This window comes from Nocardia sp. NPDC004568 (assembly GCF_040609955.1).
Taxonomy (GTDB): domain Bacteria; phylum Actinomycetota; class Actinomycetes; order Mycobacteriales; family Mycobacteriaceae; genus Nocardia.
In genome coordinates this window covers 88,081-100,086 of the sequence record NZ_JBEXLL010000005.1, presented here as the reverse complement: position 1 = coordinate 100,086, position 12,006 = coordinate 88,081, and the positions used below count along the sequence as shown (strand labels likewise).

The 12,006-nt window shown below is 64.4% G+C and carries 14 protein-coding genes; 7 read left to right on the top strand and 7 right to left on the bottom strand.

What is annotated here, in order from left to right; all coding sequences use genetic code 11:
* The first annotated feature begins 298 nt into the window (after positions 1–298).
* The 4 genes from ABZV91_RS04355 (at position 299) to ABZV91_RS04340 (ending at position 5,084) form a co-directional block, all read left to right on the top strand.
* Complete coding sequence (locus ABZV91_RS04355) at positions 299–841, top strand: hypothetical protein (RefSeq protein ID WP_355235227.1); 543 nt, start codon at positions 299–301, stop codon at positions 839–841.
* The gene (locus tag ABZV91_RS04350) at positions 838–1,662 is read left to right on the top strand and encodes an alpha/beta fold hydrolase (protein ID WP_355235224.1); all 825 of its coding nucleotides are present in this window, start codon (positions 838–840) and stop codon (positions 1,660–1,662) included. The genes ABZV91_RS04355 and ABZV91_RS04350 overlap by 4 nt, the downstream gene beginning before the upstream one ends.
* A 622-nt stretch (positions 1,663–2,284) precedes the next feature.
* On the top strand, positions 2,285–3,871 hold the full coding sequence (locus ABZV91_RS04345; RefSeq protein WP_355235414.1) for a DUF262 domain-containing protein: 1,587 nt from the start codon (positions 2,285–2,287) through the stop codon (positions 3,869–3,871).
* 1 nt (position 3,872) lies between these two features.
* Positions 3,873–5,084, top strand: a complete 1,212-nt coding sequence (locus tag ABZV91_RS04340) for a HipA domain-containing protein (RefSeq protein WP_355235221.1) — start codon at positions 3,873–3,875, stop codon at positions 5,082–5,084.
* A 57-nt stretch (positions 5,085–5,141) separates the two neighbouring features.
* On the opposite strand, the gene ABZV91_RS04335 is transcribed toward ABZV91_RS04340, so the two are convergent.
* The 3 genes from ABZV91_RS04335 to ABZV91_RS04325 are packed head-to-tail and all read right to left on the bottom strand — an operon-like array spanning position 5,142 to position 6,803.
* Positions 5,142–5,975 (bottom strand): helix-turn-helix transcriptional regulator, encoded by an 834-nt coding sequence (locus ABZV91_RS04335; protein ID WP_355235218.1) that lies wholly within the window; start codon positions 5,973–5,975, stop codon positions 5,142–5,144.
* Complete coding sequence (locus ABZV91_RS04330) at positions 5,972–6,493, bottom strand: DUF6879 family protein (protein WP_355235215.1); 522 nt, start codon at positions 6,491–6,493, stop codon at positions 5,972–5,974. The genes ABZV91_RS04335 and ABZV91_RS04330 overlap by 4 nt, the downstream gene beginning before the upstream one ends.
* Complete coding sequence (locus ABZV91_RS04325) at positions 6,474–6,803, bottom strand: hypothetical protein (protein WP_355235212.1); 330 nt, start codon at positions 6,801–6,803, stop codon at positions 6,474–6,476. The genes ABZV91_RS04330 and ABZV91_RS04325 overlap by 20 nt, the downstream gene beginning before the upstream one ends.
* 214 nt (positions 6,804–7,017) lie before the next feature.
* On the opposite strand from ABZV91_RS04325, the gene ABZV91_RS04320 reads away from it, so the two are divergent.
* Entirely contained in the window at positions 7,018–7,347 is a 330-nt protein-coding gene (locus ABZV91_RS04320; RefSeq protein ID WP_355235209.1) for a hypothetical protein, read from the top strand.
* A 29-nt stretch (positions 7,348–7,376) separates the two neighbouring features.
* A complete protein-coding gene (locus ABZV91_RS04315) occupies positions 7,377–8,333 on the top strand; it encodes a phosphotransferase (RefSeq protein ID WP_355235206.1) in 957 nt (318 codons plus the stop codon).
* An 88-nt stretch (positions 8,334–8,421) separates the two neighbouring features.
* On the opposite strand, the gene ABZV91_RS04310 is transcribed toward ABZV91_RS04315, so the two are convergent.
* The gene (locus ABZV91_RS04310; RefSeq protein ID WP_355235203.1) at positions 8,422–8,814 is read right to left on the bottom strand and encodes a hypothetical protein; all 393 of its coding nucleotides are present in this window, start codon (positions 8,812–8,814) and stop codon (positions 8,422–8,424) included.
* Between ABZV91_RS04310 and ABZV91_RS04305 the strand changes: the two genes are divergently transcribed.
* Complete coding sequence (locus ABZV91_RS04305; protein WP_355235199.1) at positions 8,698–9,084, top strand: TetR-like C-terminal domain-containing protein; 387 nt, start codon at positions 8,698–8,700, stop codon at positions 9,082–9,084. The two genes, ABZV91_RS04310 and ABZV91_RS04305, sit on opposite strands and share 117 nt — an antisense overlap.
* Before the next feature lie 68 nt (positions 9,085–9,152).
* Here ABZV91_RS04305 and ABZV91_RS04300 read toward each other — a convergent pair whose 3' ends face one another.
* Genes ABZV91_RS04300 through ABZV91_RS04290 form a run of 3 tightly spaced genes read right to left on the bottom strand, consistent with a single transcriptional unit; the run spans position 9,153 to position 11,957 of the window.
* Positions 9,153–10,289, bottom strand: a complete 1,137-nt coding sequence (locus ABZV91_RS04300; RefSeq protein ID WP_355235196.1) for an ABC transporter substrate-binding protein — start codon at positions 10,287–10,289, stop codon at positions 9,153–9,155.
* A 43-nt stretch (positions 10,290–10,332) separates the two neighbouring features.
* Positions 10,333–11,199: an ABC transporter permease subunit gene (locus ABZV91_RS04295; protein ID WP_355235193.1), complete on the bottom strand. Its 867-nt coding sequence runs from the start codon at positions 11,197–11,199 to the stop codon at positions 10,333–10,335.
* Positions 11,196–11,957, bottom strand: coding sequence for an ABC transporter ATP-binding protein (locus tag ABZV91_RS04290; protein ID WP_355235411.1), 762 nt, complete (start codon positions 11,955–11,957; stop codon positions 11,196–11,198). Before ABZV91_RS04290 ends, ABZV91_RS04295 begins: the two co-directional genes overlap by 4 nt.
* Positions 11,958–12,006 lie beyond the last annotated feature (49 nt).

Below are 12,006 nucleotides of genomic sequence, written 5' to 3'. Positions count from 1 at the left end.
CCACCTTACGATGACAAAGCCAGGTCCGATCGGGCACACCACGCACTTCCTCGTTCGTGCGATGCCACCGGATTCCGGCACCGATCGGAGTTCGAGAAGTTGTGCGGCGGAGAAACGCGATGCCGGTGCGAGCCCAATGGGTCGGCCGCTGATTCTCCCTCGGGCCCCCGCCGGTTCATTGCACACCGAATCCATCGCGAAAGTACGACTCACGCATGCACCTTCAGCTGTATCGCGCGCCCGGAAATGGATGCTCGTCGGTCCACGGCCGCGCAGAAGGTTCCCGGACCGCGGTGCAGTGCTCGCCGAGCATCGTCCCGAGGGCGGTGTGACCGTGCGGCTGCCACAGCCCGGTTCGGGCACATCCTGCCTGCCCACGGCCACCGAGTTGCTGTACGCGGTCGGCGGCCGCCGCGCCGAGGGTACGGTGTGCGGCCTCGCGTCGGCGCTGTCGGAGTCCTATCGGCTCGAAGCGGGCCTCGCCGGTATCCGGCTGCAATCGCGTCGGCGGACACTCATCGCCGAGATCGACGCCTGGAGCGCGCGGCATCTACCCGCCCCCTCCCCCGGTAGCCGCGTCTACGAGTGCACCCTCGGCGAGCTCATCGATGTGATCGCCGCCGGCGCCGCCCGCGCGTTCCATCTGCTGCGCCACGGGGACCCGTCCGGTGAGCTCATGCACTTCGAATGGACGCGCCTCGCGGAGTTGCAGCTCATCTACCGCGATCTGGTGCACGATGTCGAGAGCGGCCGCTGCTGCCTCCCGAGCGGACAGCATCTCCGGATGGTCGGCGAGCGGATGCCGTACCAGCTGCCGACGGCGACGGGAGAATCGAATTGAGCGGGGTGGACCGGGATGTCCCCACCGGGTTGGGCACACTCCGGGTCCGGGTCACCGGCACGGGCCCGGCAATGCTGCTGTGGCCGAGCCTCCTGATGGACCACGCGCTCTGGGCCGGTCAGATCACGCACTTCTCCGGGCGGTTCACCACCGTCGCCGTCGACCCGCCGGGCCACGGCGCGAGCACCCCGTTGGACCGGCCGTTCACCTTCGGTGAATGCGCGCAGGCAATGCTCCGCATCCTCGACACGCTCGAGATCGACCGCGCGCACATCGTGGGAAATTCCTGGGGCGCCATGATCGGCACCACCTTCGGCGCGCTCTATCCCGAGCGGGTCCTGACCGCCGTGCTGATGAACGGCACCGCCTCGCCGGCCGGAACGCGGCAGCGCCTCGAATACGGCGCCCTACTCGCACTGGCGCACGTCCTGGGGGGATTCCGGGGGCCGCTCGTGCCCGCCGCGCTCTCCGCGTTCCTGGGTCCGGAGACGATGCGGACCCGGCCGGAGGTGGTCGAGCAGGTGCGGCGCACCGTGCGCGCCAACGATATCGGGTCGGCGGCGCATGCGGTGCGCAGCGTGGTCGTCCGCCGTCCGGACCAGCGCGAACTCGCCGCCTCCATCCGCAGGCCCACACTGGTCGTCGGGGGCCGGCAGGATGCGACCTTCCCGCCCGCCGAGGTCGAAGGGATGGCGCGCGCCATCCCCGGTGCCGAGCTGGCGTTCCTGGAGGACGCCGCCCATCTGGTCGCTCTCGAAGTACCGGACGCGGTGAACGCCCTGATCGACGACTTCCTCCGGCGCCACACACCACACAGCTGAACCCGGGCACCCCGCCAACTCGGACGGGACGAGCGGCAGACTGTCCTGGTATCGACGGTGCGCCCGTACACATTGCTGCCCCGGTGCCTGCCACCGCAACGGGAACCGCTGTCCAGCTGTATGCGTGATCGGATTCGCGGGTGTCCGGAGTGATCATGGTTCGGACGCATCGAACACCCGGGAACCGCCCAGCAGGATTTCTCGTAACCGGGGTGACCACCAGGTGGCACTGCATGGAGTTCTCGAGAGGAGATAAGCGGCGTCCGCTGATGAGCTGGGAACCCTAGGTCATCGGGACAATTCGAATGGAAGATCCTGACGTAGACACCGCTTCGGGTCTGCAGCAATTCGGCCGGAAACCGATCCGTCCCGCTGCAGTATCCTCCGGCTCTACCGGCAGCCGGTGTCCAGGCCGAGGGAGCTCACTCGTCATCTAACCCGGAACGAGAAAATCGGAGGCGCGCCTGACGACACATAGTGCGCAGGCGCGGGTCGGGCTGCCGAACTCTGCCACTAATTACCGCGTCTTCTGCCCCGGCCCGACATCCAGCAGATCAGTGCCGGACTCTAAGATCGATAGTGGCCCACTGTCGGCGGAGAGGCGGTCCGAGTGGCTGACGAAATGCAGCAACAGGCTCTAACACTACCTTTGCGGACAGTTGTCCAACTCGGACAGTCGGGCCGTCTCCGGGTCGGCGCCCACTCGCGGGCAGTCGTCTGGGGTTCGGAACAGGCAACGAAGCTATTCGATTCGATATACAGGGGGTACCCGATCGGCATGCTCGTAGTTGCCGAGCATGCCGCGCCCGCCGAAGACTTCGAACTGGGCGGCCTGGATGTCCACGCCCCGGAAGATCCTGCAGCGTGGACGATCATCGATGGGCTACAACGATTATCCATCGTTATCGGGGGCTGGAATGCCGAGGAGGACTCGCGGTACCAAGTTTGCTTCGACCTGGAGCAGCGCGAGTTCGTAGTAGGTCCATCGCATCGGGCGAACATGCTTCCAGTGTCCATTGCAGTGAAGGACGAACGCCTCCGGCTGTGGCTCCGTGATCGCCCGTTCATCCCAGATGAATACCGGAGTTCGGCGTTTGCATTGGGGTCGCGTCTCGCGAATTATCAAGTCTCGATATTCGTCACCAAGAAACATTCCCCGGACAGCATCGAAGCCGACATTTTCGTGCGCCTCAATCAGAGCGGATCCAAGCTGACCCGCGAAGACATAGTCAGGGCCGAGGATTCCCGCAAAGATCGATACTCCTCCGAGAGAATTTCCATCAGCAGCGAACGAATGGGATTCGGAAAACTTCCACAGGCAGTCATAGCACAATGCACCTTGGCAACACTCGACCCACTGGAATCCGTACCCGGAGAAGCGCACGCGCTGCTTTTGTACAACAACCTTTCAGAAGATACGATTGTCTCGACAGAAAGGGAAATGCGGCAGACACTGCGACTCACAATCGACTTTATACAGCACCACGTCCACATACCACACCTACGACTTCTTCCCGAACCGCTCAGCTTCCCAGTTCTAATGAGGTTCACCCGACTCTTCGGTAAGCCGGAATACCGCACACGCGAATTACTACGGCGCTGGATCTGGCGCATGGAAGGCCGGCCCAGCGAGAAAATGGCGATGAGCGAGCCGGCCCGAGAGTCACCCACAGCAGAAGCACAGAGACTGTTGGGAACAATTGCCGTATCATCAATTCAATTTTCGCCCGATCTGAAATCGGTCGACACGAACACAACCCCCGGCCGAGTAAATGCTCTGGCACTCTTGGGTGCAGAGCCTCCGATGCTCTCGCCGCTGGAAATTTCATATAATCTTCCTGCCACACCACTGACCGATAGCAACGTATTGATTCCATGGCTCGACAGCCATTCGGATGTGTTTCTTCCCTTAATACCCGTCGACTCGATCGGGCTTCCGCAATTAGGGGCCTACATTCTGCATCCACCCGCGCCCACCGAAGTAATACTAGAGACAATCTTTGCGTTGGACGAGGGGAGTCCCGGCCTGCGAAGCCACTATCTGTCACCCGAAAGCGTCGAACTCTTACGTCGAGGAGATCTGTCAGAATTCGTTTCCGTCCGCAACTCGGCTCTCACTTCCGGCATAAAGAGGCGTGTCCAGCAGTATGCGCGACGAGGCTTTCGCGATAAAGGTCAATTACCGCACATAGATTTCGACAAGGATTGAAATGGCTGCGCGTAGTTCGAGAGCAAACATCTTCCTCGGCGAAAGGCCGGCAGGCACGCTTCACTACAGCCGAGGACGCTCGTCATTCGAATATGAGGACCTGGACCCCGGACATCCTGTCCTAGGGCTACCTTTCGAATACGACCCCGATATTGCATCTCATCCTGTCACAGGGGTACCGAGCTGGTTCGCGAACCTACTCCCCGAACGGGAGTCCGCTCTTCGACGAATCTATAATCGTCAGCTGGGCCGCCGCGATGTACCCGATTTCTTGCTACTCATCCACCTTGGCAACGACTTACCGGGGGCCGTTCGGGTTCAGGCAGAGGGCAACCTTCCCGGATTCATGACCGAAGCATTGATGGAGGCCCATGAAACCGGTTCCAAAGAACTGATCGGCTTCTCTCTATCCGGATTGCAGCTGAAGTTTTCGATGAAGCTCCGGGGTGAGGCCCTCACCCTGCCGGCACCCGGTGAACTCGGTGATTGGATTGTCAAGCTTCCCAGCAACATATATGAGCATCTTCCGCTCAATGAATTCTTCACGATGTCATGGGCAGCGGCGGTGGGAATCGACGTGCCCGAACACCGACTTACCCCAATGCACAAAGTCGAAGACCTGCCCGACGAGTACCGCAACACCATCGGGCATGCGTTTGCAGTTCGCCGATTCGATAGAATAGGCGAACTGCGTGTACACCAGGAGGATTTTGCGCAGATATTCAACCTCCCTCCTGCCGATAAAGATCGGGGAAGCCACGAAGCAATTGCCAGGGTAATCCTCGAGAACTGTCCAGAGGATTTCGAAGAGTATATAAGGCGACTAGTTTTCTGCATCGGATCCGGAAATAATGACGAACATCTGAAGAACTGGTCGCTCCGCTACGCAGATGAGCGCAGGCCTCGTCTGTCACCAGCGTACGATCTTGTTTCCGTGACTTCCTACCAAACATTTCGCAACAAGGGGCTGACACTGCCAATTTCACATGAGAGAGACATGCGTCTAATTACGCGAGAACACTTCCGGAAGTTCGCGGAAAGCCTCGCCGATCTCGGAGCAGAGCCCTCACAGGTCCTGCGAGTTCTGGATACCACGCTGGAAAGAATGCGCGATACCATACCAAGGATATCCGACCTTCCGGATTCGCCGGATTTCGTTACTGCACACTCGAGAGAACGCTTCGAACATATTCCGCTACTCTTGGGTAGATAACAGAATAATTCGGCAGCGATCATACGCTCGCGCCGACCGGCACTCCGCAACCCGGAGTCATCGATTTCTCGCGCCCAGAGCCGCCTGGATCAACCCCCGCGCCCCTTCCCCGGTCACCGATTGCCCGGCAAGCGCGTCGAACGCTCGCCCGTACACATCGATCTCGCGCGGCTGGGTGATGGTGAGTTCGGCGGCGGTCCCCTCGACCATGACCAGCCGATTGTCGAACATGGCGAAATTCGTCGATACCACCAGCGCTTCGGCGGTGAACGGAACGATCCCGATGGTCACCCGGGGCATACCGATCAGAGAGGACAGCCGGTCGAGCTGGCCGGTCATCACCGCATCGTCACCGACCGTGGTGTAGAGGGCCTGCTCGGCGAGGAGGAAGTGGAACAGATGGCCGCGCTGGTAGAGGATGCGTTGCCGTTCCATCCGTTTCGATACGGCGGTCTCGACATCGTCGGGGATGCGGTGGAATTCGATACCGCGGCGCAGTTTGGCGGCCGCGTACTCCGCTGTCTGGAGCAGCCCGGGCACGATCTGTGGCTGGAAATCGCGGATATGAGCGGCCGCTGCCTCCAGTTTCAGCGATTTCTGCTGCCGGCGGCCGAGGCCGGTGCCGAGGATCTTGCGCCATTCGAGGTAGGCGACCTCGATGGTGTTCGAGGTCGCCAGCAGATCCGGGAGCTGGTCCTCGGCGCCGCAGTGGCGGCAGTAGGCCCGGATATCGTCGTCGGAGGGTCTGATCCGGGCGAACTCGATCTTGCTCACCTTGGATTCGTGCCAGCCGCAGAGTTGCGCGAGTCTGCGGTTGGTGAGGCCGGCCTGGCGCCGCAGCTCCCGCAGCCGTGCCCCGAGAGCTTCGCGCGCGTCGTGCACTTCGTTCATCTGTCGACATATTCCGTGTAGGGCGTTGCCATGTCCCAGAGCCGGTGCTTCACGCAGCGGGCGTACTGGATGATCCCCCGATCGGTCGTCACCGCGAGACCTGCGGGTCTGCCGTGCTCGTCGACCAGGTTGTAGACGACGCGATCGTCATCGATCAACCACCAGTCGTCCGAGGGCACGTCGCCGGCCAGATGCCGCGGGATGTACCGGATATCCTCGCCTGCGTCGGTGTTGGTGCCGGTCACCGAGAGCAACCAGCGGTGGTAGTCGCTGTGCGGCACCGACACCACGCGGACCCGTCGTACCGTGACACCCCGGCCGGTCGTCTCCCGGATCAGCGTGTTCCATCGATTCTTCTGATCGTCCGGTAGCGCGGGCCGGCCATCCAGGAAGCGACCGAGCCGGCCGGTTTCGGCCGGGACGGTATAGACGTCGCGGACCTCGAGATGGAAGGCCTCGGAGACGCATTCGCGGAAGAGCGCGGCCCAGTCCGGCGGCTCATGCGGAAGATAGCGCACCGTAGAACGTCCTTTTGGTCTTCGGGACTTCGATCGCGGCCTCGTCGGGCGCCAGATCGAGCTGCTCCAAGATCTCACGCTCGGCGACCGGGCGGCCGGCGAGGGTGAACGTTCCCCGGCCGGTATCCTGCATGGGCGCACCGATGAAGGTGTCGGGTTCGGCGTAACCGAGCAGTAGATGCGGGATCTCGACGGTGGCCGGTCGGTCCGTCTCCCATCCCTGCACCAGATAGCTTCCCTGATCGGTCGTGTACAGACTGGGGCATCCACCGAGATCCGAGCCCCCTCTACCGAGAAACCGCAGACGCATACTTCAACCCCTGTTCGATGGTTAGCACGAGTTTTCCCGTACTTCGTACATCATGCACTTTTCCGCCGAGAGCGGGAAAACAGCACAGCGTAGTTGTGCAAACTTGTGCTCACTGCTCGCAGTGATCGGTCTGCACTCCTTAACGTCGATTCAACCGTCGCGCCCGATCACCGTGCCGGGAACCAGTTGTGCGGGCGGGCCATACGACCAAGGGGTGAGCATGCGATTCGAGGTGAAGGTGAGCAGATACGGGGACCGGTGGCTCATCTCCGCACCTGCGTTCGGCGTCCGGAAGATCGTGGACGAGGAGTCCGCCATCCGAAGCGAGGCGTACCGGCTGATCGCCCGGTGTGGCACCGCACCAGGGGATTTCGAAGTCGAACTCGTATTGGACGCGAGCCCCGATATCGCGGTGGTGGGCGGCGGAACATCCGAACCCGGAGAAGTGCACGGCCCGCGCCGTTTTCCTCGCGGTGCGGCGGTACACGAACTCCGGGCCGGTCTCCGGCGCGCGGACGAGCCACTGGTCGACGACGGCTTCTGACACAGGCGCAGGGGTTCTAGAGTCGTGGCATGGTTTTTCGGGACGGCGAGAGTGCCGTAGACGTCCGCGAAATCGTGACCGGGCAGCTGCCCGGCTATCGGATCGATTCGGTGGCGCTGCTCGGGGAAGGGCAGGACAATCTCGCCTATACGGTCAACGGCGAGTTGATCGTGCGTTTCGCCAAGGAGCCCGATCCCGAGAGCCGTGCCGCGCGGGTGATCGGCGAATCCGGCCTCCTGGCCGCTGTCGCGGATATATTGCCGCTGCCGGTTCCCGAGCCGTGTTTCTCTGTGCCCGAGCAGGGTTGCCTGGCGTACTTCGCACTTCCCGGCCGACCGCTGATCGATCTCCCCCCAGCACGGCGATCGGCGGCGCATACCCGGCCGATCGCCGCGGTACTCGGGAAATTCCTCGCCGCCCTGCACGGCGCTCCTGTCGACCGGGTGGTCGCCCTGGTGGATGCCGACGACCAGCCGAATCGCCTGTGGCTGGACGAGGCCGGGCAGACCTACGACACACTCGCCGGTGAAGTTCCCCCGGCACATCGCCCGGCGGTGGAGGCATTCCTCGGCGCAGAGCCTCCCGGAGATAGCTACGACCCGGTGTTCTCCCACAACGACCTGGGGATAGAACACGTTCTGGTGGACTCGGTTTCGGGAACCGTTACGGGCGTCATCGATTGGAGCGATGCCGCGATCGTCGATCCGGCCTACGATTTCGGCCTTCTCTACCGCGACCTCGGCCCGGCCGCCCTGGACACAGCGTTGGACCACTACCGGACCGTCCCCGACGCGCAGGCGATCCGGACACGGGCCGCCTTCTATGCCCGGTGCAGCGTGCTGGAGGATATGGCCTACGGGCTCGAGCACGGACTCGAGAAGTATCTCGACAAAAGCCTCGCGGCACTCACGTGGCTGTATCCGTCCCCCGCCGACCCATCCCGCCCCTCCGGCAAGGCAGGCGCCCGAAGACCCTGGGCGCCATGAGCCCGTCGCAGGTCACGTCACCGGGGCGACCCCAGCCGAGCGCCACCGTCCACCCGAACCACGATGCCCGTGGTGAAGCTGTTGCCGATCAGGAATTCGATCGCCTGCGCGATATCGTCGGCCGCACCCACCCGGCCGACCGGCGTGCCCGCGGCAATATCGGCGAAGACTTCGGCCCGGGCGTCGTCCCCGCGGAGGCCGCGGAGACCAGCGTGATCGACGCGCCGGGCGTGAGATGCGGTAGTGCCGCCTGCACGACCGCGATATGGGGTAGCAGTTTTCCCGACACATGCGATTGCAGATGCTCGCGGGTCAGCTCGCGAAACGGCGTGGTCCCCGACGGCCCGGTAACCGTGACGACGAGATGATCGACCGGCCCGATCTCGCCGAACAGGCCGGCCAGATCCGCATCGTCGCGGGCGTCGACGACGAATCCCTCCGCCTGCGCGCCGAGTTCGCCGAGCGCTGCGCCCAGGCGCACCTTGTCTCGGCCTGCGATGACGACCGCGGCACCCGCGGCGGCCCGCGCCGAGCGGCCTTGCGCACACTGCTGCAACGCGGCGTGGACACCGGTGAGCTCGCGGCCACCACCTCCTTGGATCTCGTGGTCGACTTCGCCTTCGGCGCCATGTGGTACCGGCTCCTCAGCCGTCACGCAGTGGTGGACGCCGCACTCGCCCGGGAGGTCACCGCAGCTGTCGCGGCCACACTCACACCCCGAGCGGGCGGGAAAGCACACATCCCCCGGTAGCCACCGCCACGGGCAGCCACCGGAGGACGCGTTCGAACATTCCCGGGCCGCCGCCCGGGACAACAGATTCAGGGTTTCGGCACCGCCGGCAGCGCGATGGCCGGATCGATGAATTCGTTGGTCACCAGGTCCGCGGCAGTGAGTCCATCGGCGATGGTGTCGCCGCGTGTGCGCAGGATCGGGGTCACCGCGTCGATCACCCGGTTCACCCGCGCCTCGTCGAAATTCCCGAGCGTGCTGTCCGGGCCGTTGCCGACGATCTTCTCCGCCACCTGGACCTTCACCGAATCGGTATTACCGGCGGCGGTCATCGGCGGCCCGTCGGGGATGGTGTCGGCGATCCGCAACAGCGCCTGGTTCACCGGTTCGGGATTCGCGATGTAGTCGACCTGGGCCTGCTGCAACATGGGGACCAGCTTGGTCAGGCAGGGCCGCAGGGCATCGAGTTCACCGGCCCGCACCGACCAGGCGTGCGGATAGATCTCGTAGCCGGATTCGTGGACGAGCAGATAGTCGGTGGGTTTGCGCCAGCCCTCGACATCGTGTTCCCAGCGGAAGGGCTCATTGGACACATAGCCCTGCTGCATCACGCGACCGTGCTCGGCGACAAAACGGCTCGGCGTGCCGTCGAACGAGGCATCTGCCTGTTCCGGGCGCACATAGCCGTTGGTGGTCAGATAGTCCATGAAGATCTTGCCCTCGCTGTACACCACGGGGGCACCGGTGCCGGGTACGTCGCGCCACGATTCGACCCGATAGGTCGCCGGATCCCACATGATGATCTGCGGGTTCACATCGAGTGAGGCGAAGACGCCGGTCACCGGGAATTCGGCCTGCGCGCGGACGGCATCGTCGGTGGGGACGAAACCCAGGGTGATCGACGTGTCCTGGTACATCTGCGCGGGTACCGGCTGGCCACCCAGGAACGGGCCGCCGAGCCGGACCTCGACATTGATTCCGGTATCGCCCAACGGCCCGACGTAGGAGCCCTTGTCGACGTCCACGGTGCCGTCCGGACCGACGAGCTGGAAGGCGGCGGCGCGTTCCGGGGTGGCGTACCAGTCCGTCTGGATCACGACGGTCGACGGGCAGACCCCCGCCAAGGGGCCCTCGCCGGTGGGTTCCGGCACCGAGCTCGCACCTCCGCAAGCGGTGAGCAGAGCAGTCCCCGCGAGAGCGGTGAACGCGGACAGTGATTTCTTCATGGCGATTCCTGAGGTGAGCGGTGGTCGGGCAGAGGTCGGAAGGTCAGTGGCCGCGGCGGCGACCGTGTGCCCGCTCCACGCGGACGGCCAGGAAATCGAAAAGCCAGAACAGGGTCAGGCCGGCCAGCGAGGAGAGCAGCAGCGCGGTGAGCAGTTCCTCGGTGGCCAGCCGCTGCCGGTACACATCGATCATCCGGCCGATACCGGGTTCGCCCTGGCGGAAGAAGAAATCGGCCACGATCGAACCGATGATCGCCATCCCGCCGGAGATCTTGAACCCGGAGATCATCGCGGGCAGCGCGGTGGGCAGCTGGAGTTTGCGCAACCGCTGCCAGCGGCTCGCGCCGTGCAGTGTGAACAGATCGTGTTCGGCCGGCGCGACGGCTTTCAGTCCGAACAGCGTGTTGGTGACGACCGGGAACAGCGACACCATCACGCAGACGATCACCCGGCTGCCGAATTCGTAGCCGAACCAGAAACCGAACAGCGGCACCACGGCCAGGATCGGAATGGTCTGCAGGATCACCGCGTACGGGTACAGCGAGTACTCGGCCCACCGCGCCTGACTCATCGCGACGGCGAATCCGACCCCGAGCACCATGGCGACGATCAGCCCGCTCAGCGCGACCAGCACCGTGGACCCCAGGGCGGACAGGATCTGCGACCGCACCGCCGCGTCGAGCAGCCCTTCGCTGATCACCTCGTCGGGGCCGGGGAGCAGGAAGCGCGATTCCGGCGCGATCAGGTAGTGGCTCGCGAAGTACCAGAGCCCCGTGACGAGTACGAAGACCACAACGGGAGCGATGATCCGCACAGGGGCGGCGCGGCGCCGGGGGGTGCCCGCGGCCCGCTCCGGCCGAACCTGCGGGGCCACGGTGTGGGCGGCGGTCTCCGCCGCGACCGTGGTCATGCCGCGACACCCTGTTCGGCGGTGTGCAGGGCGGCCGAGACCGCGCCGGCGATCTCGGCGAACTCCGGGGTGTAGCGCAGTCCCGGTTCCCGCGGGAAGTCCAGGGGGACGGGGATATCGGCGGCCACCCGGCCCGGTCGCCCGGTCAGCACGACGACGCGGGTCGACATGAACACCGCCTCCGGGACCGAATGGGTGACGAATACGCCCGCGAAGGCGTCCCGGCGGAAGAGACTGCCGACTTCCTCGTTGAGCCGCTGCCGGGTGATCTCGTCGAGTGCGCCGAAGGGTTCGTCGAAAAGGAACAGTTCCGGCCGCAGGGTGAGCGCGCGGGCGATGGAGGCCCGCATCCGCATACCGCCGGAGAGCTGGGCGGGTTTGTGTTTCTCGAACCCGCCCAGACCCACCCGCTCGATGGCGTCCAGGGCCGCCGCGCGCCGTTCGGCGCGGTTCACCCCGGCCAGTTCGGCGGGCAGTTCCACATTGCGCAGCACGGTCCGCCACGGCAGCAGCGTCGCCTCCTGGAAGACGTACCCGAGTTGCCCGGTGGCCACGTCGACCGCGCCGGAACTCGCTGCCTCGAACCCGGCCGCCAGCCGCAGCAGGGTCGATTTCCCGCAGCCGGACGGTCCGACGAGAGAGACGAATTCCCCCGGGCGGACGGTGATGTCGATATCACGCAGTGCGGCGGTCCCGTTCTCGAAGACCATCGACACATTCCGGAACGCGAGCGCCGGATCCGGCTCGGTCGTATACATTGCCGGGCCCATCGGGGCCGGCGCCGAGATAGCCTGTGTGCTCATGGAA